Consider the following 25,487-nt stretch of genomic DNA (forward strand, 5'->3'; position numbering starts at 1 on the left):
GCTCCTTCGTGCTCGCCGATTACGGGGTCAGCTAACTACAAACACCATTAGTCTTCACTTGTGGGCGTACGGTGGCCGTTTGTCGGACGGGCGGATGAGCTTCGGCGAATCGGGACGGCGATCGCCGACCCGGATGCGCCAGGGCTCGTCCTGGCCGGCCCGGCCGGCGTGGGCAAGAGCCGCCTGCTCTGGGAAGCCGTGCACGCCGCCGACACCACCTCGACGCTCGCCACCGCCGTCGCCGCGACGCCGGCCACCGCGCGGATCCCGTTCGGCGCGCTCGCCTCACTCCTGCCCGCCACCCTGCCCGACGCCGCGAGCCCGTCCAACCTGCTGCGCTTCGCCGCCGAGGCCCTGACCAAGCCCGCCGGCAGGCGCCGCCTGGTGCTCGGCGTCGACGACGCGCACGTACTCGACGAGACCTCCGCCGGCCTGCTGCACCAGCTCGCGCAGTCCGGCCAGGCGTTCGTGCTGGCCAGCATCCGCAGCGGCGAGCCCGCACCGGAGCCGATCACCGGCCTGTGGAAGGACGAGCTGGTCGAACGCGTCGAGGTGCGCGCGCTGACGAGTGCCGAGGTCGAGCACGTGCTCGGTCAGGTGCTCGACGGCCAGATCGCGTCCGCGACCGTGCAGCGGCTGTGGGAGACCACGCGCGGCAACATGCTGTTCTTACGTGAGCTGGTCAACGCCGGGCTCGACAGCGGAGCGCTCGCCAAGCTCGAAGGCGTCTGGCACTGGACCGGCGAGTGGGTGATGGCGCCGCGGCTGCAGGAGTTGCTCGCCGCGCGGTTCGGCCGGCTGGAGGCCGACGAGCACCGCCTGCTGGAGCTGGTCGCCCACGGCGAACCGCTGACCGGCGAGGTCGTGTCGCGGCTCGCCGAGGTGCGCACGCTGCACTCCGTGGAGGAGAAGGGCCTGCTCTCGATCCGGCAGAGCGACCGGCCCGGCCGCGAGGAGATCCAGCTGGCGCATCCGCTCTACGGCGAGGTGCTGCGCGCCCAGTGCCCGTCGCTGCGGGCCCGCAGCTGGAAGCGCATGCTCGCCGACAGCCTCGAGACCGACGACAACAAGCGCGACGACGACTGGCTGCGGATCGCGACCTGGCGGCTGGACGCCGACATCTCCACTTCGGCAGATCTTCTGATGAAGGCCGGGCGACAGGCCTGGCGTACGTTCGACCTGCCGTTGACCGAGCGCCTCGCCCAGGCGGCGATCGCCGAGGGCGCTGGGGTGGAGGCGGTCAAGCTGCTGTGGCGCGCACTCTCGCTCGCCGAACGAACCGAACAGACCGAGGCGCTCATCGCGCACTGGATGCTCGCGCCGATGCCGGAGCAGGACCGTAAGGACCTGGTGCTCGGACGGGCCATCAACCTCTGCTGGGGTCTCGACCAGACCGACCGCGCGCTCGAGCTGCTCCGCGAAGCGGAGGCGGCCACCAGCAACCAGGCGGTCCGCGACGAGTACTCCGGGCTGTCGGCGGTCCTGCTGGCCCACGCCGAGCGGTCGATCGAGGGGGTCGAGCTCGCCGAGTCGCTGCTCGCCCGCGAGCCCTCGACGCCGTACGCCGAGGCGCTGGCCCGTACCGCCCAGTGCCTGGCGCTGACCTGCATCTCCAGGCTGGACGACCCCGGCATCTTCCTGGAGGCTCGCGAGTTCGTGAAGCCCTGGGACAACGAGATGCCGTTCCTCGGCATGATGATCGACACGACGTCGGTCTGGGCGTTGCTGTTCGCCGGCCGGCTCGACCTCGCCGGCCAGTTGGCCGACTACATCACGGCCCAGGCCGAGGACCACGGTCCAGCGCTCTCGGCGTACTTCGCGCGCGCCGCTCGTGCGCACGTCGCGCGCTACAACGGCAAGCCGGAGACGGCTCGCCGGATCCTGCGCGAAGGGCTCGGTGTCTATCGGCAGCAGAGCTTCGGCTGGTACGTCGGGCCGGGCTATCTCCTGGGCGAGCTCGCCCACGCCGAGGCCCTGCTCGGCAACAGCGCCGTGGCCGCCGCGACACTTCGCGAGGCCGACGAGTCGGCGCGTAGCTCGACCGGCGTACTCCAGTTCTGGCCCGAGCTCGCGCGGCCGTGGGTGTCGGTGGCCGCCGGCGATCGGGTCGGCGCGATCGAGTCGGCGTTCCGGCTCGCCGACCACTGCCGGGAGTCCAAGGCCGTCGGCGTCGAGATGGCCGCGTTGCACGACGTCGTACGCCTGGGATACGCGTCGAGAGTCGTCGACCGGCTGACCGACATCCGGGGGGCCTTCCGTGGCTGGATGCTGAAGTACGTCGTCGCGCACGCCGAGGCCGCGGCCCGCGACAACGGTGACGAACTGGACGAAGCGGCCGCCGGATTCGAGAAGATTGGCGCCGACCTGCTGGCCGCCGAGGCATACGCCCAGGCCAGCCAGGCGCACCAGAACGCGGGCAAGCCGGCGAGCGCGCGCGAGTCGCGGGCGCGTTCGGCGCTGCTGCTCGACCGCTGCGAAGGCGCCAGAACCCCTGCCGTGGAAGCTGTCTCGTCGCCGGACCTGACACCGCGCGAACGCGACATCGCGAAGCTGGCGGCAGAAGGCATGTCCAACAAGGCGATCGCCGAACGCCTGCAGGTGTCGAAACGTACGGTGGACAACCATTTGCACCAGGCCTACGCGAAACTGGGCATAAGCCGACGAGCCGAGCTTGGTACATGGTTCGGTAAGGAATGAGCCTGGGACTGTCACAACCGGCCTGACAGGGTTAGTCTTCGGTGAGTGAGCATGCGGTGGCCCTTCGTCGGTCGGGCCGAGGAACTCCAACTGATCGGTGCCGCGATAAGCGATCCGGGGGTGCCCGGGCTCGTTCTCGCCGGCGCCGCCGGGGTGGGCAAGACCCGCCTGCTCTCCGAAGCTGTCCGCACCGCTGACGTCAGCCGCGTGCACGCGCGTTCCGTGGTGGCCACGCCCGCCACGTCCTCGATTCCGTTCGGTGCGCTGGCGTCGTTGCTGCCTGCCGAGCTCCCGAACGCCGGCAGCCCTACCAACCTGCTGCGCTTCGCCGCCGACGCGCTGGCCGAGCCGGCGGGCTCGCGCCGGCTGGTCATCGGCGTCGACGACGCGCACGTACTCGACGAGACATCAGCTGGTCTGCTGCATCAGCTCGTGCAGGCCGGGCAGGCGTTCGTGCTGGCCAGCATCCGTACGGGCGAGCCGGCACCGGAGCCGATCACGGCGTTGTGGAAGGACGAGCTGGTCGAGCGCGTCGAGGTGCAGGCGCTGTCGCACGGCGAGATGGCGGCCGTGCTCGCCCAGATGCTCGGCGGCCAGGTCGAGTCGCGCACCGTGCAGTCCCTTTGGGACACCACGCGCGGCAACATGCTGTTCTTACGCGAGCTGGTCAACGCCGGACTCGACACCGGCGCGCTGGCGCAGACCGAGGGCGTCTACCGGTGGGAGGGCGAGTGGGTCGTCGCGCCGCGGCTGGTCGAGCTCGTGACACACCGGATCGGCCTGCTCAACACCGACGAGCATCGCGCGCTGGAGCTGGTGGCCTACGGCGAGCCGCTCGGCACCGGCGCGTTGACCCGGCTGGTCGAACCTGGCGTACTCGAGACCGTCGAGTCGAAGGGCCTGCTGCGCGTCGACGAAAGCACCGAGGTCTATCTCGCGCATCCGTTGTACGGCGAGGTGCTGCGCTCGGAATGCCCGCCGCTGCGGGCGCGCAGCTGGAAGCGGCTGCTGGCCGACGCCGTCGAGGACTCCGGCGCGACCCGTAACGACGACTGGCTGCGGATCGCGACCTGGCGGCTCGACGCCGGCGTGGCGGTCGCGCAGGAAATCCTGATGTCGGCGCTGCGGCAGGCCTGGTCGGCGTTCGACATGGGCCTGACCATACGGCTCGCGCAGCAGGCGATCCAGGCGGGCGCGGGTGTGCCGGCGATCCGCGTGCTGTGGCGGGCGTTGTTCCTCGGGCAGCAGAACACCGAGGTCGAGGACCTGCTGGCGCAGTGGATGCTCGTGCCGATGTCGTCAGACGACAGATCCGATCTGGTGCTCGGCCGGGCGATCAACCTGTTCTGGGGCATGGACGAGGTGGAGCGCGGCATGACCGTGCTCCGCGACGCCGAGCTCTCGGCCCAGGATGCGGCGTTACGCGAGGAGTGCGCGGGGTTGCGGGCGTTGTTCCTGCACCACGCGGCCGAGGCTGCCGACTGCGTTCAGCTCGCCGACGAGTTGCTGGCCAAGGCCTTCGGCAACCGCCATGCGGAGGCGATGACGCACGCCGCGCGGGTGATGGCGTTGTGCTACACCGGCCGGATCGACTCGATGACCTCGCTGCTCACGGCCCGCAAGCTGGTCGAGCCGTGGGACGACGAGGTGCCGTTCCTCGGCGTGATGGTCGACCTCGGCATGGTGCAGACCCTGTTGTACGGCGGGCGGATCGGGCAGGCTTCGGAGCTGGCACGCAGTGCGTTCACGGCGGCGGAGAAGGACGGCCCGCACTTCGCGGGCTACATCTACCGCGTCGCGTGCGCGCAGGCGGCGCGGATGCGCGGGCGGCCGGTGGCGGCGCGGCAGATCCTGCGGGAAGGGCTCAGCCGATATCGCCGGCACGAGTTCGGCTGGTACCACGTACCCGCGTTCCTGCTGGGCGAGCTGGCACACGTCGAGGCGCTGCTCGGCAACGGCTCGGCCGCGGAGGCGGCTCTGCGCGAGGCGCAGGCGTCGCCGCGACGGTCGGTGCGGGTCTTCGACATCTGGGCCGACCTGGCGCGACCGTGGGTTTCGGTGGCCGCCGGAGACCGGGTGGGCGCGGTCGAGCTGGCGGGGGAGATGGCGGTGAAGGCGCGGCATTCTTCGGCGCGTGGGGTGGAGGGCGCGGCGCTGCACGACCTGGTGCGGCTGGGCTCGCCGGCATCGGCGGTCGATCGGCTGGATCAGCTGCGTGAAGAGGTCCGCGGCGGGTTCATCCAGGCGGCCGCCCTGCACGCGCGGGCCGCCGCAGCGCGCGACGGCGAGGTGCTGGACCAGGTGGCCGAGGGCTTCTCGCGGATGGGCGCGGACCTGCTGGCGGCCGAGGCGGCGGCGCAGGCTTCGGCGGCCCACCATTCGGCCGGGCGGCTGGCCAGCGGGCGGGCTTCACGTACCCGCTCGGCTCTCTATCTGGACCGGTGCGAGGGCGCTCGTACCCCCGCGGTCGAAACCGTGTCGGCGCCGGAGCTGACGCCGCGCGAGCGCGACATCGCGAAGCTGGCGTCGCAGGGGCTGTCCAACAAGGAGATCGCCGAGCGGCTGGTGCTGTCGAAGCGTACGGTCGACAACCACCTGCACCAGATCTACGGGAAGCTGGGTATCAGCGGGCGAGCCGCGCTGAGCGACATCGTCGACGCCTGAGTCCGGGACGAATCGGTATACCTAGTACGTACGTATCGACAGCGCTGGGTGACCGAGCATGCGGGCTACTCAAACTGAGTATGGGCATGCTCAGGCGATCGTGCTCAGGCGCTTCTAGGTTGAACGACATGGAACGCACCGACGCCTTGAGCCAGCTGCCTGACTCGTATGCGCGAGCCTTGGCGCTGCGCGACGAGGGTCGGGCCGAAGCTGAGATCGCCGCCGAGCTCGACATCGTTCCGGAAGCAGTCGGGACGATGCTCCGCCTGGCGGAGGCCAAGCTGGCCCACCTGCTCAACTCTGCCTGACCTGCCATCCCAGCCGTCGTGGGCTGGCGCATCTGCTCGCTCTTCGGTCTCCAGCCATCTTCGGAGCGAGCAGATGCGCGAACCCACGACGGATCGGGCGGTTACGAGAAATCAGCCCGGTGCGGGTTCGCTCAGCTAACTGCCGGCCCGTTCAGCCAGGTGTCGATGTCGGCGAACAGGCGGGTCCGGGTCTCCCCAGGGGCGGTGGAGACCCGGACCGACATCCGGGCCAGCTCGGCGAGCTCCGGGTCGGTGAAGCCGAGCTCGCGGGCGATTTCGTACTGGCCGACCAGTCTGACGCCGAACAGCAGAGGGTCGTCGGCGCCGAGGGCGATGGGCGCGCCGGACTCATAGAGCTTGCGCAGAGGAACGGCCGCCACGTCGTGGTAGACGCCGAGTGCGACGTTGGAGGCGGGACAGACCTCGAGTCCGATCTGACGTTCGGCGATCTCGTCGACCAGTGCGGGGTCTTCCACCGAACGGATCCCGTGCCCGACCCGGCCGGCCCCGAGTGCGGTCAGGCATCCGCGTACGCTCTCCGGCCCGCAGAGCTCGCCGCCGTGCGGATCGGAGAGCAGGCCGGCCCGCCGGGCGATCGAGAACGCCCGCTCGAACTCCTCGGCCCGGCCGCGCCGCTCGTCGTTCGACAGGCCGAAGCCGACGACACCCCGGCCGGCATACTGCGACGCCAGCCGGGCCAGCGTCCGTGCGTCCAGCGGATGCCGCACGCGGTTGGCCGCGATCACCACGGCGATCCCCACACCGGTCGACGCGCTCGCCGAGCGTACGGCGTCCAGCACCAGGTCGGTGAACGCCGTGATGCCGCCGAACCGCGACGCGTAGCCCGAAGGGTCCACCTGGATCTCGAGCCAGCCGGACCCTTCGTCGCGTTCGTCCTCGGCGGTCTCCCGCACCAGCCGGCGTACGTCGGACTCGGTGCGTAAGACCGAGCGGGCCGTGTCGTACAGCCGCTGGAAGCGGAACCAACCCTTCTCATCGGTGGCCGAGAGCTGAGGCGGCCACTCCTCCCGCAGCGCGTCCGGCAACCGAATGCCATCCCGGTCGGCCAGCTCGACGAGCGTCGAGTGTCGCATCGACCCGGTGAAGTGCAGGTGCAGGTGCGCCTTGCGGAGAGTGTCAAGCGGGCGCATGCATGCGCACGTTATCCAGGGCACGTCTCGTGGATGTCACCGGGGCTGCGGCGGCCATGGCCGTCCTCGCTCCTCGGCGACATCCACGAGACTCGCCCTACTCCGACAGAAGGTTCTGGATCCGGGTCACGCCCTCGATCAGGTCGTCGTCGCCGAGGGCATAGGAGAACCGGAGATATCCAGGCGTCCCGAATGCCTCGCCCGGCACCGCCGCGACCTCCACCTCGTCGAGGATCAGCTCGGCGAGCTCCGACGAGGTCTGCGGCGTGCGACCGCGGATCGTCCGGCCCAGCGCGCCCTTCACCGACGGGTACGCGTAGAACGCACCCTTCGGCGTCGGGCAGGTGAAGCCCGGAACGTCGGACAGCAGCTTCACGATCGTCTGCCGCCGCCGGTCGAACGCGGTGCGCATCGCCGCGGCCGCCGACAGGTCGCCCGACACTGCGGCGATCGCCGCGCGCTGCGAGACGTTGGAGACGTTGCCGGTGAGGTGCGACTGGAAGTTGGAGCCGGCCTTCACCACGTCGGCCGGGCCGATCAGCCAGCCGACCCGCCAGCCGGTCATGGCGTACGTCTTGGCGACGCCGTTGACCACGATGCAGCGGTCGGCGAGCTCGGGCACCACGACCGGCAGCGAGGTCGCGGTCACGCCGTCGTAGGTCAGGTGCTCGTAGATCTCGTCGGTGATCACCCAGATGCCGCGGGCGGCGGCCCACTGGCCGATCTCACGCAGCAACTCCTCGGGGTAGACCGCGCCGGTCGGGTTCGACGGCGAGCACATCAGCAGCGCCTTCGTCCTCGGCGTGCTGGCCGCCTCCAGCTGCTCGACGGTCACGAGGTAGCCCTGGCTCTCGTCGGTGACGACGGGCACGGGCACGCCGCCGGCGAGGATGACCGACTCGGGGTAGGTCGTCCAGTACGGCGCCGGGAGCAGCAGCTCGTCGCCCGGGTCGAGGACCAGCGCGCAGGCCTCGTAGACCGCCTGCTTGCCGCCGTTGGTGATCAGCACCTGGTTGGCCGCGACCTCGTACCCGGAGTCGCGCTTGGTCTTGGCCGCGACCGCCTCCCGCAGCTCGGGCAGGCCGGCCGCCGGCGTGTAGCGGTGATTACGCGGATCCCTGCACGCCTCGACCGCGGCCTCGACGATGTAGTCGGGGGTTGGGAAGTCGGGCTCGCCGGCCCCGAAGCCGATCACCGGACGCCCAGCCGCCTTGAGCGCCTTCGCCTTGCCGTCCACGGCCAGCGTGGCCGATTCCGCGATACCACCGATTCGGGCCGAGATACGCGCAGGAGATGTCATGGCAGTATCGTGGCAAAGCCGTCCCGGAGTCTGCTACGCAGGCCACCGATCGGGCACTGGCCTTGATCGGGCCCATCGGCGACACGCTCGCGGCCGCCCCATGTACACTCGACCACTGGTGGTCAACGACCCTAGTTCTCCGTGTCCTTCTCTCCATCGGGTTCGGAAGCTGGTCGACGGTCGCCGTAGGGCAGTGGCTCAATTGGTAGAGCACCGGTCTCCAAAACCGGCGGTTGGGGGTTCGAGTCCCTCCTGCCCTGCCGACACCGGCCGGTCGTCGGTCGGAGTCAAGCGTGTGGTCCGCCGAGGACCGGCGCCAGAGAAACACCGGGCGGAGTGCCCGTCCGGTTCCGATACCGGTGAGGACGAACAGTGACGGAGACCCGCGGAATCACCGCGACCCCGGACCGTGCTCGCCCGGCGAAGAAGGGTGAGCGTCGAGGCGGCCCGATCGCCCGATTGGCCCTTTTCGTACGTCAGGTCGTAGCGGAGCTGCGGAAGGTCATCTGGCCGACTCGCAACCAGCTCATGACGTATTGGCTGGTGGTGCTGGTCTTCGTGCTGGCGGTCATCGCGATCGTCTCGGTGATCGACCTGGCACTCGGCAGGCTGATCCTCTGGGTCCTCGCCTGATCGCCGCGTTCGAGCACCGCATCTCACGCACCACCTTATGAACTTAACGACGAACAGAAGACGGAGTACCGAGAGTGACCGACCACGACGACGAATCCCGCGACCTGGCCGCCGGCCAGCTGGACGCGGAGTCGGAGCGGCCGGCCGACGCCACGGGGAGCGAGTCGGCTGAGCAGCCGCTCGCGGGGGACTCCGCAGACGTAGCCGATGAGGTCGACGCGGATGTCGACGCCTTCGCGGCCGTTGCCGACGCCTCCTCCGACGAGGATGCTGACGACGCTGTCGAGGCCGAAGACTCCGACGTCTCCGACTCCGATGTCTCCGACTCCGACGAGTCGGAAGAGAGTGTCGAGGGCACCGAGGACCCGCTGGCGGAGTTCCGCGCGGCGCTGCACTCCAAGCCGGGTGACTGGTACGTCATCCACACGTACTCCGGCATGGAAAACCGCGTGAAGGCCAACCTCGAGAACCGCATCCAGTCCCTCAACATGGAGGACTACATCTTCGAGGTGGTCGTCCCCCAGGAAGAGGTCGCCGAGATCAAGAACGGCCAGCGCCGGATGGTGCGGCGTACCGTTCTGCCCGGCTATGTCCTGGTTCGCCTCGACCTCACCGACGAGTCGTGGGCGGCCGTACGCCACACGCCGTCGGTGACCGGTTTCGTCGGTCACGCCCACCAGCCGGTGCCGCTGAGCCTCGAGGAAGTCGAGAAGATGCTCGCCCCGGTCGTGGTGGCCGAAGAGGCGTCGCCGCAGGCCAAGAAAAAGAAGACCGAGGTTGTCGACTTCGAGGTCGGCGACTCTGTCATGGTGGTCGACGGCCCGTTCGCCACGCTGCACGCGACGATCACCGAGCTCAACGCCGACGCCCGCCGGGTCAAGGCGCTTGTCGAGATCTTCGGCCGGGAGACCCCGGTCGAGCTGTCCTTCAACCAGATCCAGAAGGTCTGAGCTTCTGTTCTGTTGAGGGACAAGCACCCGCAACCATCTAAGAGGAACATCACACTTCCATGCCCGCCAAGAAGAAGATCGCCTCGGTCCTGAAGCTCCAGCTGCAGGCCGGCGCGGCGACGCCGGCCCCGCCCGTGGGTACGGTGCTCGGTCCGACCGGCATCAACATCATGGAGTTCACCAAGGCCTACAACGCCGCCACCGAACCGATGCGTGGCAACGTCGTGCCTGCCGAGATCACCATTTACGAGGACCGCACGTTCTCGTTCGTCACCAAGACCCCGCCGGCCGTCGAGCTGATCAAGAAGGCCGCCGGAATCGACAAGGGCTCCCCGACGCCGCACACGGTGAAGGTCGCCTCGATCACCCGCGACCAGGTTCGCGAGATCGCGAAGACCAAGGAGCCCGACCTGTCGGCGAACGACGAGGAGCAGGCGATGAAGATCATCGCCGGCACCGCTCGTTCGATGGGCGTCACGGTCACCGACTAATACCTCCAGCTCGTACGTGGAAGGGCCACGCGCTGGCCCGGCAACCACAGCTTCTTTTCGCTTAGGAGACATTCGTGAAGCGCAGCAAGACTTACCGCGCCGCGGTCGAGAAGATCGACCTCGACGCGCTCTACGGCCCGGCCGAGGCGATCAAGCTCGCCAGGGAGACCACCGGCACCAAGTTCGACCAGACGGTCGACGTCGCCATGCGCCTCGGGGTCGACCCCCGCAAGGCCGACCAGATGGTGCGCGGCACGGTCAACCTCCCCCACGGCACCGGCAAGACCGCGCGGGTGCTGGTCTTCGCCACAGGGGAGCGCGCCGAAGCCGCCACGGCAGCCGGCGCCGACTACGTCGGCTCTGACGATCTGATCGAGCGCATCCAGGGCGGCTGGCTCGACTTCGACGCCGTTGTCGCCACCCCCGACCTGATGGGCAAGGTCGGCCGCCTTGGCCGCGTGCTCGGCCCGCGTGGTCTGATGCCGAACCCCAAGACCGGCACTGTGACGCCCGACGTCGTCAAGGCCGTCACGGAGATCAAGGGCGGCAAGATCGAGTTCCGCGTCGACCGGAACTCCAACCTCCACTTCATCATCGGCAAGGCCTCGTTCTCGGAGCAGCAGCTGTCGGAGAACTTCGCCGCCGCCCTCGACGAGATCCAGCGCCTGAAGCCGTCGGCCGCCAAGGGCCGCTACCTCAAGAAGATCACCCTCTCGACCACCATGGGCCCCGGCATCCAGGTCGACCCGAACAAGACCCACATCGCCGTCGAAGGCTGATCACCGCTCTTTTAGCACTGTCCATCGTGCCCCTGGTCCTGGTTCGGACTGGGGGCACGATGCGTTTTCGTTGACGGTCGAACACGTAGCGTGATATCGTGCATGCGCATCTGGCGCTGCACGTAGCGGGGAATGGGGGACAGATGGCGCCGACACCCGACTTCGACGATGCGGTGTCCAAACTGGCGGAGCTGGCGGCAGAGACGTCGGCGTTCGCCGGGAGGCTGGAAGCGGCCGAGTCCGCGGCCAACACTCCGGTTACGGCGAACGACCAGCTCGGTGCGGCTACGGTCACACTCGACGAGTCCGGCAGGGTGAGCACGGTGCGTCTGCACGCCCGCTGGCAGGAGAAGCTCCCACCCGACCAGCTCGCGTCGGCCGTGCTCGAGGCCATTCAGGCCGCTGAGCTACGCCGCGTCGAGCTCTGGTCGGAGGCCCTGACGGCAGCCGAAGCCCGGCCGGCTCCGGTTGTCAGCGCGACGGAGTCGGCAGCTACTTCACGTACGGACTCGCTTCCCGTGGTCGACCTGGCCGCGTTGGCAGAGGAGTCGATCTCGCTGCTGGCCTCGCTGAATCAACCGCGCGAGCCGGCCGCTGATCCCGCTCGCGCCGAGCTGGCAGCCGGCGACCATGCGCGAGTGGTGCTCACACCCGACGGCTCCGTGTCACAGCTCCTCCTCGACGCCACCTGGGTGGGTCGGGCGAGCCTGAGCAAGCTGAACGAAACCTTGAACGATGCCTTCCGTACGGCATACGAGACGTTGGACGCCCGGCCGAGCGTGCCAGCGCTTCCCAAGGTGGTGTCGCCAGAGCTGGCCACAGTCATGCAAGACCCAGGCGGGGCCCTGCTTCGTTATGCCAACTGGCGTGGGTTCGACGCTTCATCACCTGACCGATCTGGGAGCGCATGATGTCCGGCCCGAACCAGGAAGACGTCCAGGTCGCACTCGAGACCTTGCGCAAGGCCAGCAAGGTGTGGGACGAGCAGAAACTCGTTCTCGAAGCTGCTGCCCGCCGCGCTGGTGATCTGAGGCTGGAGACCTACCAGATGGGTCTGGCTGTGGGGATGCACCAGCCATATCAGGAGATTCAAGATGGCCTGGCGGCCCTGCTGAACCAGGCCGTGACCGAGGCCGGAAGCATGTCGATGAAGCTGTGGTCGGCGCAGGATCAGTACGCCCGTGAGGAAGAGGCCGGCGTCCACAAACTGAAGGATCAGTGGTGACGATGAGGTTCTGGGAGCCAGTCCAGAACCTGGTGCGAGACGTCCGCGATCCTGCACCCTCAGGTGAGCCGGCGGAAGTCGAGCCGTCTCAACTCGAGGAGCTCGGCCGCCAGATGCAGACCGGGATGGAGAACTTTCAGCAGGCCCTCGACAACGTCTTCGGGATGGTCTCCCGAGCATGCGACGAGCTGCCGGGCATCATCCGGGATCAGGTCAACCGACAGATCGAGATCCTGAAGCTTCAAGGCGAGACATTCCTCTCGGTCTGCCGAGACATGCTGATGGCAGTCGGATTTCCTGGCGCCGCGACGCTGGGAGCCTGGCATTGGGTGAACGACGTACGTAACCCGGTCAGGTCCGTTGTCGGTCAGCTCGAGCAGTCCCAACGCTTCGTCCAGGCCGACTGGAAGGGCCGAGCCCGGGCCGCCTATGACGGTGCTGTCGGCGCCCAGTTGGCGGCCATGCGCGAGGTGGTCGCAATCGTCGAAGATTTGCGCAACCTCCTTCTGGCGGTGGCGGCAGCGATCACGGCCTTCTACGTCGCCCTCGGCGTCGCGATCATCGAAGCTGTCGCCGCGCTCGAGGTCGGTGGCTCCATCGTCGCGATCGTCAGGTCGCTGATGGAGATCGCAAGAAAGATCACGACCAGTGTCGACAAAGTGGTGAAGTTGATCGCTGCAGTCGGCGCGGTGGTCGGTCCGCAATTCGCGGCGTTCTTTGACCTCAACAATCGGATCGCGACCAACGAGGCCTTTCCTGATGGTCGCTGGCCAGAGTCGAAGGCATCCGCCTTGTCGGACGCGAGTTGGCAGGACGGCGACGCCAGCGACTGGCGGCTCAACTATGGCTGATGGCAGTGGCTGGGCCGGGGCTAAGCAGGAGGACCAGCGGTGAAGTTCCGGAATCAGGATCTTGGATCGCAGGAGTGGTTCTACGCGCTGTCGCCGCAGCAGCGGCAGGTGCTCATCGAGCGAGCTGGCGTCAAGCAGCGATGGATCGTGCCTTGGCTCGTCCTGTCAGCGCTCTGCCTGCTGCTGTCGGGCGTGATCGCGTTCGATCCGCCAACTCTCGAGGCGTCGGGAGATGCACCGATGTACCTCGCCATCGCCGTCTTCGGGGTAGACCTGGTATCCCTCACGATGGGGATGTTCGCCTGGCGGACCGTTCGACGGATCTTTGCTGGTAGCGGCGATCCGGCGAGGCTGACGGGCCCGATGAGCTTCAACATCTTGGGTGGCTGCCTCGGCTTCGCTGGATGGTTGGTCCTCACGCTTCTGCTGATGGCCTACCCCCTGATGGAGTTCGCCGACGGGAGGTTCAGTTGGGCGAGCGCTGGGATCAGCCTGCTCATAGTCCTGGCCCTGCCCTGCGGGCTTGCGGCAGCGCGCTTGTCGTACAACACGTTGGACCTGAAGGTGCCTTTCCTGCCACCGTCGGCGCCGCAAGGATGGACCGAACGCCCGCAATGACACCGTCTGCGGCGAATTGTGGACAAACGTCCGGAATCTTCGATACGCCCGATCTGGGTATATCCACGAAGATGATGACTTCATGTCCGCGGGGCCATGGGCAGGACAGATAGGCGAAAATTCACCGGGGGATGCAACCATGGGCAAGTTTGGGCCATCATAATCACGTTAGCGGAATGGGCGATCCCGCCGCCGCGGATCGTCGTTGGCCTGTGGACAACTCGGATGAGGTGTACAAAACGTGCGCATACGGGGTGTAGTAGCCGTGGCGGTGGCTTCCGTTGCCATCTTCGCGCTGTCCGCCTGCTCGGACAAAGGTCCCGAAGGCACCACGATCGGCAACGAAACCACGACCGCCGAGGCCACGCCGGACACGCCTTCTCCAACCGCGACCAAGAGCAACGCGACGCCGGATGAGAAGAAGGGGTCGTCCAGCGAGAAGTTGGACGCCGCTGACAAGGCGAAGGTCGAAGGCACCGTCGGCGCTTATCTGCAGGCGCTCAACAACGCCTACAAGACTGGAAAGACCGCCGAGGTGCGGAAGCTCACCCATGACAAGTGCGGGTTCTGCGGCCAGGTGCTGGGCTACATCGATGATGTGTACCGCAAGGGCGGGCGAATCGAGGGATGCCAGGTGGGGACGCCGGAAGGCGTGACCGTCGGCAACCTGTACACCCTTGCGGGAACGGTCCGGCAGGTTCCGTACTCAGCGAAGGTTTCGGCGACAGAGTGCAAGACACTCAACAAGTCGGGCGGCGTGGTTGGCCGTGATCCGGCGGGTGTCCAGAACGTGCAGTTCACCCTTGAGCAGGCTGGTCAGGAGTGGAAGGTCCGAACGTGGGAACTGCGTTGAGAAGGATTCTGGCCGTAGGCGGGCTGCTCGCCCTCGCGGCACCGCTGCTGGTGCTCGTGCCGTCCGCGCACGAGCCGGCGTACGCCTGGCCTCCCGCAGGGGGAATCGGGTGGCAATACCACGAGGAAAGTGGCTCCTACTACCAAGACCCGGAGAGCTCGCCTGGAAACCCAGGACCGGCGCACCGTCCGACGAGGTATGTCGACTGGGGTCCGGGAGACATGGCGCTCTACCAGTGCCCGACGGAGTACGACGGTTCGCAGTTCCAATGCACGGGCGACAACCCGGCGGGCACGTTTTGTAACGATCTCCCAGGGGAGAACGGTCGGCCGGTCGCCCCGCGGATCATCTTCGAGCGGGTGTTCAACAATCCTCAGCAAAACGGGAACCCGCCTTGGGTGCCACTCCCGCCCGAGGACGGGGACGAGGAACACGCGACCCCGTACTGCCAGGAGCTCCCTGAGGACCACGTCGTGACGCAGGAGGAGATCCAGGCGGTCAACTTCCAGGTCTTCCAGAAGCTCACCGGGCTCGAGATCGATGTGTCCCCGGACAGCCCGGGTGCGGAGAACCGGACCCTGGTCAACCTGAGCACGATCGTCTCGACGCGCTATCCGGCAACCGTCGGCGACCTCGGAGATGACGTCATAGTGTGGGAACCCGAGGCCGACCCGCCCCACATCAGGATCCAGGGCCAGGTTCTCGGCAAGGTTGAACCCTTCATATATACGATCGACGCCCGGGCGACCATCAACTGGACATTCGACGGCGGTAAGCCGCACACCGCGGAGGGCCGTGGGCGCGCGTTCGACGGGACGTTGCCAGAGGATGCAACCGATGGCTATTACGTGACGGCCCAGTTCCAGAAGGCCGGTACGTACACGATCAGCCTCGGGGCAACGTGGGACGGCGAGGTCACGGTCGACGGGCGCACGGAGCCCATGGACGCGGTCGTGATTGACGCAGTGTCTGAACGGATCCAGGTGTCCCAGGCAAAGAGCGTGATCACCGACTAGTTCGAGGTTTGCGAAAGAACGGATGAAACGTCCGGTTTGCCGGTAGTGTGCGGGGCCATGCGCGTACGAGGCATGGCCCCGCTCGCTGTTCTGTTGCTCGCCGGGCTCGTCGCCGGTTGTTCCGCCGAGCCCGAGAAGCAGCCGGCCGCGGCCAGCACGCCGACCGCCAGTCAGGCGGCCGAGCACGCTGCCGGGACGGTGCGGACGACGGCCACCGCGCGGTCTTCGGCGACGCAGATGGCGCTGGATCCGAAGGTGGCTGCTGAGGCGCAGGCGTTCGTACGCGAGTTCATGGCCGCCAGTGACCGGGCCACGGCCAGTGGCGACTTCTCGAACGTCAAACCCATGGTGGCCAAGGACTGCGCGCCCTGCCAGGCGTCGATCGCGTACTTCGCGAAGCTCTACGCCGCAGGCGGGTCGGTCACCGGCGGCGCGTTCGTCAGCCCCAGGCTCAGCGCGGCTGCCACGACCAGCAAGGACGAGGTGCGGGTCACCGTCAAGGCGAGGATCGCCCCGTACACGGTGAAGGAGAGCAGCCGCGGCCGCGGCGTCGACTACCCCGCCGAGCAGGTCACCTATACGTACATGGTCCGCAAGGCCAGGGCCGGCTGGCAGGTCGTCGGCCGGTCGTTCTAGGCGGGCGCCAGCCGGATGACCGCGGAGTCCTTGCCGAGCCAGACCACCCAGACCCGCAGTTTGTTGACCCCGGACGGACCGCCCTGGTCGGGTCGTTGGCCGAGCATGCCGACCGATGTGCCGTCGGGCAGCACGATGGGGAAGTCAACGCCGTCCGGGCCGATGTTCTCCACGGGTAGCTCCGGTACGCCCAGTTTCCCGTCGAGCCGGATCGTGACCGGCTTGGTCACCAGCACCTCGCAGCTCCCGTCGTAGCACGCGTCGAGGTTCGTGCCGTCCTTCGGCTTCGGCCGGGGCTTCTGGGTCGGTGTGGGCGTGGCGGTTGGCGTGGCCGTGGCCGTGGCCGTCGGCGTCCGGGTGGGCGATGCGGTACGAGACGGTGACGCCGAGGTCGTCCGCCCGGACGTCGGGTCGGCGGTGGGCAGGTCCGCCGAGCCGCACCCGGCCAGAGCGGTCAGAGCCGACAGTGCCGCGGCCGTCAGAAGCACCGCGCCGGCCGGACGTAACATCGTTCGAGGCATGCGACCGTTATAGGACCGGACATTCGGGACCGGTCCCCGTCCACTGGCCTGGGGCCGCTTTTGGCGTGCTACAGGGCCGTACTGTATTGTCAAACCTGCCGAAGACCGCCGGTTTGCCGTCTCCAACAGGAGCGGCCGAAGGATCCACGAGAACGTGGACGGCCTGCGCAGGTGAGTGGGACCAACGTCAGTCTCGATGGAGCCTGGCCAGACGCCTCGCGCAGCCTGCGTGGGGCGTTTCTCATGTTCTGAGCATCTTCTTCGCCATGACAGGCGGTCAGCCACACTGACGAAGGAGACCCATGGCGAGGCCGGACAAGGCAGCCGCCGTCGCTGAGCTCACGGACCAGTTCCGCGAGTCCAGCGGTGCAGTGCTGACCGAGTACCGCGGGCTCACCGTGAAGCAGCTGCAGGAATTGCGGCGCGGACTCGGTGGAAACGCCAGCTACGCCGTGGTGAAGAACACGCTGACCAAGATCGCGGCCAAGGAAGCCGGCGTCGAGGGTTTCGACGACCTGCTGAACGGGCCATCGGCGATCGCGTTCATCAGTGGTGACCCGGTTGAGGTCGCCAAGGGCATGCGTGACTTTGCCAAGGCCAACCCCCAGCTCGTGATCAAGGGCGGTTTCCTCGAGGGGAAGACGCTCGGCGTCGACGAGATCACCAGGCTCGCCGACCTGGAGTCGCGCGAGGTGCTGCTGTCCAAGCTCGCCGGTGCCATGTCGGCATCGCTGAGCCAGGCGGCCGCGCTGTTCCAGGCACCGCTGTCGAAGACCGCCCAGCTCGCCGAAGCACTTCGGCAGAAGGTCGAGTCCGAGGGCGGCGCTGCCGGCGACACGAGCGACACCAGCGACGCAGACGCAAGCTGACTGACGTACGCGCCCGATCTGGTCCATCAAGAACCCACGGAAGGTAACACCCACTCATGGCTAAGCTCAGCACCGACGAGCTGCTCGAGTCGTTCAAGGAGATGACCCTCCTCGAGCTCAGCGAGTTCGTGAAGCAGTTCGAGGACACCTTCGGCGTCACCGCGGCCGCTCCGGTCGCCGTTGCCGCCGCGCCGGCCGCCGGTGGCGCGGCCGGTGGTGCCGAGGCTCCTGAGGAGAAGGACGAGTTCGACGTCATCCTCGAGGCCGCCGGTGACAAGAAGATCCAGGTCATCAAGGAGGTGCGCGCGCTCACCAGCCTCGGCCTGAAGGAGGCCAAGGACCTGGTCGAGGGTGCGCCCAAGCCGGTCCTGGAGAAGGCCAACAAGGAAGCGGCCGACAAGGCCAAGGAGGCCCTCGAGGCCGCCGGCGCCACCGTCACCCTGAAGTGACGAGCTAAAGCGCACAAAGCGCCCTGCTTTCCCCGCTTTTGGGGAAAGCAGGGCGCTTTGCTTTGCTCTCGGGCAATTTCGTGCAAAGGGGCTTCACAACCCGGTTTACTGGCGCGTAACCTAGGCGACCACTGCCTCGTTGGGTACGAACAGGGCTGCCATGCCCATCGCTGTGCCCGCTTCGCCCAAATTGCAAGGGAGCGCACGCCTGTGGGCGTTGAGATTCGCGTCGAAGGGCTCACGAAGTCCTTTGGGGGACAGCTGATCTGGCGTGACGTCACGCTCGATCTCCCCGCCGGCGAAATCAGCGTCATGCTGGGGCCTTCCGGAACTGGCAAGTCCGTATTTCTCAAATCTCTGGTCGGACTTCTGAAGCCGGATCAAGGGCACATATATATCGAGGGTTACGACGTAGCTACCTGCCGTGAACGTGATTTGTACGAGCTGCGGAAATTGTTCGGTGTGCTATTTCAGGACGGCGCGCTGTTCGGCTCGATGAATCTTTATGACAATGTTGCATTCCCCCTGCGAGAGCACACTCGCAAGTCCGAGCGCGAAATCCGTGACATCGTCATGGAGAAGATGGACATGGTGGGTCTGGTCGGCGCGGAGACCAAGCTCCCCGGCCAGATCTCCGGCGGCATGCGCAAGCGCGCCGGCCTTGCCCGCGCGCTCGTCCTCGATCCCGAGATCATCCTGTTCGACGAGCCCGACTCCGGGCTCGACCCCGTGCGCACGGCGTTCATCAACCAGCTGATCGTCGACCTCAACCAGCGCACCGAGGCCACGTTCCTGATCGTCACCCACGACGTCAACACCGCGCGCACCATGCCCGACAACATCGGGCTCCTCTACCACCGGCACCTGGCCATGTTCGGGCCGCGCGAGATGCTGCTGTCGTCTGAGGAGCCGGTCGTACGCCAGTTCCTCGGCGCCAAGCGATACGGTCCGATCGGCATGACCGAGGAGAAGGACGTCGACGAGCTGGCCGCCGAGGCCGAGGCAGGCGTGCAGCCGCCGCCGCTGCCCGCGATCCCGCTCCAGATGCTCCCGTCCGACGGCCGTCCGCGGATGACGCAGCGCCCACCGGGCCAGTGGTGCATCGACAACGGCGTCAACCCTCCCCCCGGCTCGTTCCTCGACGACGAGGTCTACGCGTGATGCCGGCCCGCGCCCGCAGAGGCGGTGTTCGGTGAGCTGGACGCCCGCCACTCCCATCCGTGCGAGTGGCCGGCTGTTCGCATTCGTCCTCGACGTTCTCCGCAACGTCCCACGCCGTCCCCTCCAGATCCGCGAGTTCATCCAGCAGGCCTGGTTCCTCGCCAGCGTCACGATCGTCCCGACCGCACTCGTCGCGATTCCGTTCGGTGCGGTGATCGCGCTGCAGGTCGGCGGGCTGATCAAGCAGTTCGGCGCGCAGGCGTTCTCCGGCTCGGCGATGGTGCTGGCGGTCGTACGCGAGGCCAGCCCGATCGCGACCGCACTCCTCATCGCCGGCGCGGGCGGTTCCGCGATCTGCGCCGACCTCGGCTCCCGCAAGATCCGAGAGGAGATCGACGCGATGGAGGTGCTCGGCATCGACCCGCTGCAGCGCCTGGTCGTGCCGAGAGTCGTCGCCGCGATGCTGGTCGCGGGCTTCCTGAACGGCCTGGTCGCGGTCGTCGGCGTGATCGGCGGCTACGTCTTCAACGTCGTGCTCCAGGGCGGCACGCCCGGCGCCTACATCGCGTCGTTCACCGCGCTGGCCCAGCCGTCCGACCTGTGGGCGGGCGAGATCAAGGCGCTGGTGTTCGGCTTCATCGCCGCGATGGTCGCGAGCTACAAGGGCATGAACGCCGGCGGCGGCCCGAAGGGCGTCGGCGACGCGGTGAACCAGTCCGTCGTCATCACGTTCATGCTGCTGTTCCTGGCCAACTTCGTGATGCAGGCCATCTACTTCCAGCTTGTGCCGCCGAAGGGAGCGTGACGCGGATGCTGCTGAGCCACAGCGCCGTGACGCTGCCGCGGGGGTCCGGGGGTCGTCCCCCGGGCAAGCACAGTCAGCTCGTGCCGCCGAAGGGGGCATGAGCGAGGATGTCGCAGATCCCTGCCCTACAAGACCGTCCACCCAACCGGGTGGCCCAGGCGGCGCGGCGCACCGCCGCCCGCCCGTTCAACTGGCTCGACGCGCTCGGCGGCCAGCTCGCCTTCTACCTCAGGGCGCTCGCCTGGACGCCACGTACGATCCGCCGCTACGGCAGGGAAATCCTCCGCCTGCTCGCCGAGGTGACGTTCGGCACCGGCGCGCTCGCCGTCGTCGGCGGGACGGTCGGTGTGATCGCGTTCCTCGCGTTCTTCACCGGCACCGAGGTCGGCCTGCAGGGCTACTCCGCGCTGCAACAGCTCGGCACCGGCGCCTACTCCGGCTTCATCTCGGCCTACTTCAACACCCGCGAGATCGCGCCGCTGATCGCCGGCATCGCGCTGGCCGCGACCGTCGGCGCGGGATACACCGCGCAGCTCGGCGCCATGCGGATCAACGAGGAGGTCGACGCGCTCGAGGTGATGGGCGTGCCGTCGCTGCCCTACCTCGTCACCACCCGCATCATCGCCGGCCTGCTGGCGATCATCCCGCTCTACGTCATCGGCCTGTTCTCGTCCTACTTCGCGACCAGGCTGATCATCACGCAGTACTACGGCCAGTCCGAGGGCACCTACGACAGCTACTTCGACCTGTTCCTCGTTCCGTACGACGTGCTGTGGTCGTTCGGCAAGGTGCTGATCTTCGCGATCACGATCATCCTGATCCACTGCTACTACGGCTACCACGCGTCCGGCGGGCCCGCGGGCGTCGGCGTCGCCGTAGGCCGGGCGATCCGCGCGTCGATCGTGGCGGTCAACGTCGTCGACCTCCTGCTGTCGATGGCGATCTGGGGTGCGACGACCACCGTGAGACTGGCAGGGTAGGCAGCGATGGCGCAGCGACCCAGAACGAAGCTTCGGAGCAGGCGGCTGGCCGGCCGGGCGGGCCGGCAGGTGCTCGGCGTGGCGTTCCTCGCGCTGCTGGTGTTCTTCGGCTGGCTCACCTACGCCTTCTTCAACAAGAGTTTCGTCCACAGCACCGACGTCACGCTGCAGACCTCGCACGTCGGCCTGCAGCTGTCCAAGCACGCCGATGTGAAGCTGCGCGGCCTGCTGGTCGGCGAGGTACGCGACGTCGACGTCGACGAGAGCGGTGGAGCGACGATCGACCTCGCGCTCAAGCCCGAGACGATGGAAGCGATCCCGTCCAACGTGACGGCGCGCATTCTGCCGAAGACGTTGTTCGGCGAGAAGTACGTCGAGTTGGTCGTGCCGTCCGAGCCGGCCACCAAGCGGCTGGCCGCGGGCGACGTGATCACCCGCGACAAGTCGAGCGTCGGCATCGAGCTCGAGACCGTGCTCGACGACACGCTGCCGTTGCTGCGCACAATCAAGCCCGAGCAGCTCAACGCCACACTCAACGCCATGGCTACCGCGCTGGAAGGCCGCGGCGACGACGTGGGCGCGAACCTCGTTCTGCTGAACGGCTATCTGAAGCAGATCAACCCCCACGTACCGGCCGCCAACGACGACATCTCCAAGCTGGCCGACGTAGCCGCGATCTACGACGACGCCACGCCCGACCTGATGCGGCTGCTGGAGAACACCACCAAGACCGGCAACACCGTCGTACTCAAGAAGCAGGTCCTGCACGACTTCCTCACCGACCTGGCGGCGACGAGCACGTCCGGCCGTACGTTCCTGGAGCAGAACGAGGCCTCGCTGATCAGCGTCGGCGAGATCAGCCGGCCGACGCTCGACCTGCTCGAGACGTACTCACCGGAGTACAAGTGCCTGATCGAAGCCATGGTCAACTACATCCCACGGTTCGAGGACGCGTTCGGCGGCGGCGAGCACTACCCCGGCAGCGCGCCGGCGTTCCACATCACCCTGGAGCTCGTTCCGCAGCGCCAGGCCTACGACGCCAACGACAAGCCGGAGTTCCTCGACGACAGCGGCCCGGCCTGCCACGGCCTGCCCAACCCGCCCTACAGCCAGAAGAACCCCGCGCCCGCGTCCGACGCACAGGTCGGCGTCGACGACGATGACGCGTCGGCGTCCGGGATCTTCAACCCCACCAGCGGATACGCCGGTACGAAAGAGGAGCAGGAGCTGATCGACGCGATCGCCGCGCCGGCCATGGGCACCTCGCCGGAGGACGTACCCGACATCGCGACGCTGCTGTTCGGCCCGATGGCGCGCGGCTCGGAGGTGAACCTGCGATGAGAGGGCTCGACGGCAAAACCGCCGGCTCGCTGGTCAAGCTGGTCATCTTCTTCGTGGTGACGAGCATCGCCACGGCCGGTCTCGCGATCACGATCGGCAACGTCGGACTCGGCGACACCGACGAGTACAAGGCGATCTTCACCGACGCCACCGGTGTCGAGAAGGGTGACGACATCCGGATCGCCGGCGTCCAGGTGGGCGAGGTCAAGCGCATCAAGGTGCTGGGCGACGGCTCCCGAGCCGTCGCGGAGGTGACGTTCAGCGTCGACCAGGACCAGAAGCTCGCCCGCAGCACCCAGGCGGCGATCCGGTTCCGCAACCTCGTCGGTCAGCGCTACATCTCGCTCAGCGAAGGCGCCGGCTCGCCCGACCAGCTGGCCGACGGCGCCACGATCCCGCTCACCCAGACCCAGCCCGCGCTCGACCTCACGGTGTTGTTCAACGGCTTCAAGCCGCTGTTCGCCGCGCTGTCGCCGCAGGACGTCAACCAGCTCGCGTACGAGATCATCCAGGTTCTGCAGGGCGAAGCGGGCACGGTCGAGAGCCTGCTGGCCCACACCGCGTCGCTGACGAGCACGCTGGCCGACCGCGACAAGGTGATCGGAGACCTGATCGACAACCTCAACGTCGTGCTCGGCACTGTCGCCGACCGCGACCAGAAGCTGGCCCTGCTCGTCAGCGAGCTGCAGAGGTTCGTCTCCGGGCTCTCCGAAGACCGCAAGGCCATCGGCGACTCGCTGTCGGCGATCGTCGAGCTCAACCAGCAGACGTCCGGCCTGCTGGAAGACTCCCGCGGCCCGCTGAAGGACGACATCGCCCAGCTCGGCAAGGTCGCGGGAACGCTCGACGACAACAGCGCGATCGTCGAGCGCACGCTGCAGAACATGCCGAACAAGCTCCAGAAGATCACCGGCACGGCGACGTACGGCTCCTGGTTCAACTTCTACATGTGCGACTTCGACGGCCGGGTCGTGCTGCCCACCGGTCAGGAGCTGGTACGTCCGGGCCTCCACGTGACGACGGGGAGGTGCCAGCGATGAAGGCCTTCCGGGAGCGGAATCCGTTCATCATCGGCGCTGTCGGCCTGGCGGCGCTCGGCGTGCTGGTCTACGGCGCGTTCAACGCCGGCGACCTGCCCGTGATCGGCGGCGGCACGACGTACGCCGCGCAGTTCACCGAGGCCGGCGGGCTGCGGCCCAAGGACGAGGTACGTGTCGCGGGCGTCCGGGTCGGTGAGGTCAAGCGGGTCGAGCTCGACGGCGACCACGTACGCGTCGCGTTCAAGGTCCAGCAGGACGACGTGCGGCTCGGCAAGGAGACCGGCGCGTCGATCCGGATCCGCACCCTGCTCGGCCGCAAGTACCTCTCGCTGGAGCCCTCGGGAACCGGCCGGCTCGACCCCGCCGCCGAGATCCCGCGCTCGCGTACGGTCGCGCCCTACGACGTTCTCGAGGCGCTGTCCGACCTCACCACGACCACCGAACGGATCGACACCCAGCAGCTCGCGACCGCGCTGGAGACGCTCGACGCGACGTTCGCCAACACCCCCGAGGAGGTCCGGGCCTCGCTCAAGGGTCTGTCGCGGCTGTCGCGCACGATCGCCGAACGCGACAAGCAGATCACCCAGCTGCTCGATCGCACCAACACCGTCACCAAGGTGCTGTCCGACCGCGACGACCAGCTGGTGAAGCTGCTGCGCGACGGCGACCTGCTGCTGAAGGAGATCAAGGCGCGGCGGCAGCTGATCCACGAGCTGCTGGTGACCGCGCAGGACCTCTCCGACCAGATCACCGGCCTGGTCGAGGACAACCGCGACCAGCTGGAGCCGACCCTGGCCCGGCTCGCGTCGGTCGTTGCGGTGCTGCGTAAGAACCAGGACAACCTCGACAAGAGCATCGAGCTGCTGGCGCCGTTCGTCCGGGTGTTCGCCAGCACGCTCGGCACCGGCCCGTGGTTCGACACCTACATCCCCAACCTCGTTCCGCTGCCCGCGGTCCCACAGGTGACGGGAGCCAACCGATGAGCACTCTCCTCACGCGCTGGACCAAGGGAGTCCACATCGTCGCCGTCGTCGTGGCGGTCGCGGTTCTCGCCACGATGGTGTGGGCACTGTGGCCCGACCCGCCGCAGCGGCACCTGACGGCCCACTTCGGCCGTACGGTCGGCCTGTACGCCGGGTCCGACGTCCGCGTGCTCGGCGTACCGATCGGCACCGTCGACAAGGTGACGCCCGAAGGCACGTCGGTGCGGGTCGAGATGAGCTACGACGCGAAGTACAAGCTCCCGGTCGACGCCCGGGCGGTGATCGTCGCGCAGTCGCTGGTGAGCGACCGCTTCGTGCAGCTCACGCCGGTCTACAAGAGCGGCCCGGTCATGCCCGACCGGCACGACATCCCGCTCGCCGAGACCGCGACGCCCGTCGAGCTCGACCGGATCTACAGCAGCCTCGACGACCTGGCCGTCGCGCTGGGCCCCGAGGGCGCCAACCAGGAAGGCGCGCTGTCGGATCTGCTGAAGACCGGCGCGAACAACCTCGACGGCCAGGGCAAGAAGCTCCACACCACGGTCGAGGACCTCGCCGACGCCACCGGCACGTTGTCCGGCAGCCGCGAGGACCTGTTCGCGACCGTACGCCAGCTGGAGCAGTTCACCGGCAAGCTCGCGGCCAACGACGAGCACGTCCGCGCGTTCAACTCCGATCTCGAGGAGGTCGCGCGCCAGCTGTCCGGCGAGCGCGAGGACCTGCAGCGGGCGCTGGCAGAGCTGGCGGTCGCCCTGAAGGAGATCCAGTCGTTCATCCGCGACAACCGCGACGAGCTGCGCAAGAACGTCGACGGCCTCACCGAGCTCTCGAAGACGCTGGTGAAGCAGCAGGACGCGTTGCGGGAGGTGCTGGAGAAGGGCCCGGTCGCGCTGGCCAACCTCGACCAGGCGTACAACTCCAAGACCGGCACACTCGACACCCGCGACAACTTCGCCCAGCTCGACGATCCGGGGCTCTACCTCTGCTCGCTGCTGCTGCAGACCGGGCAGCCGCAGTCGGTCTGCGACGACCTGCGCAGCGTCCTGTCGATCCTGCCCGACCTGCCTGAGCTTCCGGGCGGCCCGGCGGAGGGTGCCAACAACTCCGCGCCCTCCCGTGACCTGACACTCGGCGGCATCCTCCCGCCCGACGGGGGACGGTGACCG

General features: G+C 67.8%; 26 protein-coding genes and 1 tRNA gene. 24 read left to right on the plus strand and 3 right to left on the minus strand.

The window, feature by feature from the left end; genetic code table 11:
* Positions 1 to 60 precede the first annotated feature (60 nt).
* The 3 genes from ACYVF6_RS01020 to ACYVF6_RS01030 all read left to right on the plus strand — a co-directional run bounded on the left by ACYVF6_RS01020 (position 61) and on the right by ACYVF6_RS01030 (position 5,669).
* Positions 61 to 2,697, plus strand: a complete 2,637-nt coding sequence (locus tag ACYVF6_RS01020; RefSeq protein ID WP_460514691.1) for a helix-turn-helix transcriptional regulator — start codon at positions 61 to 63, stop codon at positions 2,695 to 2,697.
* Between the two features lie 51 nt (positions 2,698 to 2,748).
* Complete coding sequence (locus ACYVF6_RS01025; protein ID WP_460514784.1) at positions 2,749 to 5,361, plus strand: helix-turn-helix transcriptional regulator; 2,613 nt, start codon at positions 2,749 to 2,751, stop codon at positions 5,359 to 5,361.
* Positions 5,362 to 5,489: 128 nt separating this feature from the next.
* Positions 5,490 to 5,669 (plus strand): sigma factor-like helix-turn-helix DNA-binding protein, encoded by a 180-nt coding sequence (locus ACYVF6_RS01030; RefSeq protein ID WP_460514693.1) that lies wholly within the window; start codon positions 5,490 to 5,492, stop codon positions 5,667 to 5,669.
* Between the two features lie 131 nt (positions 5,670 to 5,800).
* Here the strand turns inward: ACYVF6_RS01030 and ACYVF6_RS01035 are convergent, their stop codons facing one another.
* A complete protein-coding gene (locus ACYVF6_RS01035) occupies positions 5,801 to 6,820 on the minus strand; it encodes an adenosine deaminase family protein (RefSeq protein WP_460514695.1) in 1,020 nt (339 codons plus the stop codon).
* Positions 6,821 to 6,917: 97 nt separating this feature from the next.
* The gene (locus ACYVF6_RS01040; protein WP_460514697.1) at positions 6,918 to 8,120 is read right to left on the minus strand and encodes a pyridoxal phosphate-dependent aminotransferase; all 1,203 of its coding nucleotides are present in this window, start codon (positions 8,118 to 8,120) and stop codon (positions 6,918 to 6,920) included.
* A gap of 187 nt (positions 8,121 to 8,307) precedes the next feature.
* Here ACYVF6_RS01040 and ACYVF6_RS01045 point away from each other — a divergent pair.
* The 12 genes from ACYVF6_RS01045 (at position 8,308) to ACYVF6_RS01100 (ending at position 16,172) form a co-directional block, all read left to right on the plus strand.
* Positions 8,308 to 8,380 (plus strand) — tRNA-Trp (locus ACYVF6_RS01045).
* Positions 8,381 to 8,492: 112 nt separating this feature from the next.
* A complete protein-coding gene (secE, locus tag ACYVF6_RS01050; protein ID WP_460514699.1) occupies positions 8,493 to 8,753 on the plus strand; it encodes a preprotein translocase subunit SecE in 261 nt (86 codons plus the stop codon).
* Positions 8,754 to 8,827: 74 nt separating this feature from the next.
* Entirely contained in the window at positions 8,828 to 9,703 is an 876-nt protein-coding gene (gene nusG, locus ACYVF6_RS01055) for a transcription termination/antitermination protein NusG (protein WP_460514700.1), read from the plus strand.
* 59 nt (positions 9,704 to 9,762) lie between these two features.
* Positions 9,763 to 10,194: a 50S ribosomal protein L11 gene (rplK, locus tag ACYVF6_RS01060; protein ID WP_460514702.1), complete on the plus strand. Its 432-nt coding sequence runs from the start codon at positions 9,763 to 9,765 to the stop codon at positions 10,192 to 10,194.
* A 74-nt stretch (positions 10,195 to 10,268) separates the two neighbouring features.
* A complete protein-coding gene (gene rplA, locus ACYVF6_RS01065) occupies positions 10,269 to 10,973 on the plus strand; it encodes a 50S ribosomal protein L1 (RefSeq protein ID WP_460514704.1) in 705 nt (234 codons plus the stop codon).
* A 98-nt stretch (positions 10,974 to 11,071) separates the two neighbouring features.
* On the plus strand, positions 11,072 to 11,884 hold the full coding sequence (locus tag ACYVF6_RS01070) for a hypothetical protein (RefSeq protein WP_460514706.1): 813 nt from the start codon (positions 11,072 to 11,074) through the stop codon (positions 11,882 to 11,884).
* Complete coding sequence (locus tag ACYVF6_RS01075) at positions 11,884 to 12,198, plus strand: hypothetical protein (RefSeq protein ID WP_460514708.1); 315 nt, start codon at positions 11,884 to 11,886, stop codon at positions 12,196 to 12,198. Before ACYVF6_RS01070 ends, ACYVF6_RS01075 begins: the two co-directional genes overlap by 1 nt.
* On the plus strand, positions 12,195 to 13,049 hold the full coding sequence (locus ACYVF6_RS01080) for a WXG100 family type VII secretion target (protein WP_460514710.1): 855 nt from the start codon (positions 12,195 to 12,197) through the stop codon (positions 13,047 to 13,049). The genes ACYVF6_RS01075 and ACYVF6_RS01080 overlap by 4 nt, the downstream gene beginning before the upstream one ends.
* A 108-nt stretch (positions 13,050 to 13,157) precedes the next feature.
* Positions 13,158 to 13,667, plus strand: coding sequence for a hypothetical protein (locus ACYVF6_RS01085; protein WP_460514712.1), 510 nt, complete (start codon positions 13,158 to 13,160; stop codon positions 13,665 to 13,667).
* Between the two features lie 265 nt (positions 13,668 to 13,932).
* Positions 13,933 to 14,520, plus strand: coding sequence for a DUF6318 family protein (locus tag ACYVF6_RS01090; RefSeq protein ID WP_460514714.1), 588 nt, complete (start codon positions 13,933 to 13,935; stop codon positions 14,518 to 14,520).
* Positions 14,521 to 14,741: 221 nt separating this feature from the next.
* Positions 14,742 to 15,536: a cupredoxin domain-containing protein gene (locus ACYVF6_RS01095; protein WP_460514716.1), complete on the plus strand. Its 795-nt coding sequence runs from the start codon at positions 14,742 to 14,744 to the stop codon at positions 15,534 to 15,536.
* Between the two features lie 57 nt (positions 15,537 to 15,593).
* A complete protein-coding gene (locus tag ACYVF6_RS01100) occupies positions 15,594 to 16,172 on the plus strand; it encodes a hypothetical protein (RefSeq protein WP_460514719.1) in 579 nt (192 codons plus the stop codon).
* On the opposite strand, the gene ACYVF6_RS01105 is transcribed toward ACYVF6_RS01100, so the two are convergent.
* Positions 16,169 to 16,693, minus strand: a complete 525-nt coding sequence (locus ACYVF6_RS01105; protein WP_460514721.1) for a hypothetical protein — start codon at positions 16,691 to 16,693, stop codon at positions 16,169 to 16,171. The two genes, ACYVF6_RS01100 and ACYVF6_RS01105, sit on opposite strands and share 4 nt — an antisense overlap.
* 302 nt (positions 16,694 to 16,995) lie before the next feature.
* Here ACYVF6_RS01105 and rplJ point away from each other — a divergent pair, with 302 nt between their 5' ends.
* From rplJ to ACYVF6_RS01150, 9 genes are all read left to right on the plus strand, one after another.
* Complete coding sequence (rplJ, locus tag ACYVF6_RS01110) at positions 16,996 to 17,562, plus strand: 50S ribosomal protein L10 (RefSeq protein WP_460514723.1); 567 nt, start codon at positions 16,996 to 16,998, stop codon at positions 17,560 to 17,562.
* Positions 17,563 to 17,618: 56 nt separating this feature from the next.
* Positions 17,619 to 18,011 carry a ribosomal protein bL12 gene (gene rplL, locus ACYVF6_RS01115; RefSeq protein ID WP_460514725.1) on the plus strand — a complete coding sequence of 131 codons (393 nt, stop codon included), beginning with the start codon at positions 17,619 to 17,621 and terminating at the stop codon, positions 18,009 to 18,011.
* A 210-nt stretch (positions 18,012 to 18,221) separates the two neighbouring features.
* Positions 18,222 to 19,172 (plus strand): ABC transporter ATP-binding protein, encoded by a 951-nt coding sequence (locus tag ACYVF6_RS01120; RefSeq protein WP_460514786.1) that lies wholly within the window; start codon positions 18,222 to 18,224, stop codon positions 19,170 to 19,172.
* A gap of 31 nt (positions 19,173 to 19,203) precedes the next feature.
* The gene (locus ACYVF6_RS01125) at positions 19,204 to 19,977 is read left to right on the plus strand and encodes an MlaE family ABC transporter permease (protein WP_460514727.1); all 774 of its coding nucleotides are present in this window, start codon (positions 19,204 to 19,206) and stop codon (positions 19,975 to 19,977) included.
* A gap of 107 nt (positions 19,978 to 20,084) precedes the next feature.
* Positions 20,085 to 20,957, plus strand: coding sequence for an MlaE family ABC transporter permease (locus ACYVF6_RS01130; protein WP_460514729.1), 873 nt, complete (start codon positions 20,085 to 20,087; stop codon positions 20,955 to 20,957).
* A 6-nt stretch (positions 20,958 to 20,963) separates the two neighbouring features.
* The gene (locus ACYVF6_RS01135; protein ID WP_460514731.1) at positions 20,964 to 22,298 is read left to right on the plus strand and encodes an MCE family protein; all 1,335 of its coding nucleotides are present in this window, start codon (positions 20,964 to 20,966) and stop codon (positions 22,296 to 22,298) included.
* The gene (locus ACYVF6_RS01140; RefSeq protein WP_460514733.1) at positions 22,295 to 23,338 is read left to right on the plus strand and encodes an Mce/MlaD family protein; all 1,044 of its coding nucleotides are present in this window, start codon (positions 22,295 to 22,297) and stop codon (positions 23,336 to 23,338) included. The genes ACYVF6_RS01135 and ACYVF6_RS01140 overlap by 4 nt, the downstream gene beginning before the upstream one ends.
* Positions 23,335 to 24,321 carry an Mce/MlaD family protein gene (locus tag ACYVF6_RS01145; RefSeq protein ID WP_460514735.1) on the plus strand — a complete coding sequence of 329 codons (987 nt, stop codon included), beginning with the start codon at positions 23,335 to 23,337 and terminating at the stop codon, positions 24,319 to 24,321. The genes ACYVF6_RS01140 and ACYVF6_RS01145 overlap by 4 nt, the downstream gene beginning before the upstream one ends.
* Positions 24,318 to 25,484 (plus strand): Mce/MlaD family protein, encoded by a 1,167-nt coding sequence (locus tag ACYVF6_RS01150; protein WP_460514737.1) that lies wholly within the window; start codon positions 24,318 to 24,320, stop codon positions 25,482 to 25,484. Before ACYVF6_RS01145 ends, ACYVF6_RS01150 begins: the two co-directional genes overlap by 4 nt.
* The last annotated feature ends 3 nt before the right edge of the window (positions 25,485 to 25,487 follow it).

The sequence above is a fragment of the Flindersiella endophytica genome (genome assembly GCF_054779015.1).

Excerpts from the sequence above, each read along its gene's own strand:
- ACYVF6_RS01150 (WP_460514737.1), top strand. The coding sequence starts at position 24,318 with ATGAGCACTCTCCTCACGCGCTGGACCAAGGGAGTCCACATCGTCGCC.
- ACYVF6_RS01130 (WP_460514729.1), top strand. The coding sequence starts at position 20,085 with ATGTCGCAGATCCCTGCCCTACAAGACCGTCCACCCAACCGGGTGGCC.
- ACYVF6_RS01140 (WP_460514733.1), top strand. The coding sequence starts at position 22,295 with ATGAGAGGGCTCGACGGCAAAACCGCCGGCTCGCTGGTCAAGCTGGTC.
- ACYVF6_RS01135 (WP_460514731.1), top strand. The coding sequence starts at position 20,964 with ATGGCGCAGCGACCCAGAACGAAGCTTCGGAGCAGGCGGCTGGCCGGC.
- rplJ (WP_460514723.1), top strand. The coding sequence starts at position 16,996 with ATGGCGAGGCCGGACAAGGCAGCCGCCGTCGCTGAGCTCACGGACCAG.
- rplL (WP_460514725.1), top strand. The coding sequence starts at position 17,619 with ATGGCTAAGCTCAGCACCGACGAGCTGCTCGAGTCGTTCAAGGAGATG.
- rplK (WP_460514702.1), top strand. The coding sequence starts at position 9,763 with ATGCCCGCCAAGAAGAAGATCGCCTCGGTCCTGAAGCTCCAGCTGCAG.
- ACYVF6_RS01075 (WP_460514708.1), top strand. The coding sequence starts at position 11,884 with ATGTCCGGCCCGAACCAGGAAGACGTCCAGGTCGCACTCGAGACCTTG.
- ACYVF6_RS01145 (WP_460514735.1), top strand. The coding sequence starts at position 23,335 with ATGAAGGCCTTCCGGGAGCGGAATCCGTTCATCATCGGCGCTGTCGGC.
- ACYVF6_RS01105 (WP_460514721.1), bottom strand. The coding sequence starts at position 16,693 with ATGCCTCGAACGATGTTACGTCCGGCCGGCGCGGTGCTTCTGACGGCC.
- ACYVF6_RS01040 (WP_460514697.1), bottom strand. The coding sequence starts at position 8,120 with ATGACATCTCCTGCGCGTATCTCGGCCCGAATCGGTGGTATCGCGGAA.
- ACYVF6_RS01035 (WP_460514695.1), bottom strand. The coding sequence starts at position 6,820 with ATGCGCCCGCTTGACACTCTCCGCAAGGCGCACCTGCACCTGCACTTC.
- ACYVF6_RS01100 (WP_460514719.1), top strand. The coding sequence starts at position 15,594 with ATGCGCGTACGAGGCATGGCCCCGCTCGCTGTTCTGTTGCTCGCCGGG.
- ACYVF6_RS01095 (WP_460514716.1), top strand. The coding sequence starts at position 14,742 with ATGGCGCTCTACCAGTGCCCGACGGAGTACGACGGTTCGCAGTTCCAA.
- ACYVF6_RS01025 (WP_460514784.1), top strand. The coding sequence starts at position 2,749 with ATGCGGTGGCCCTTCGTCGGTCGGGCCGAGGAACTCCAACTGATCGGT.
- ACYVF6_RS01030 (WP_460514693.1), top strand. The coding sequence starts at position 5,490 with ATGGAACGCACCGACGCCTTGAGCCAGCTGCCTGACTCGTATGCGCGA.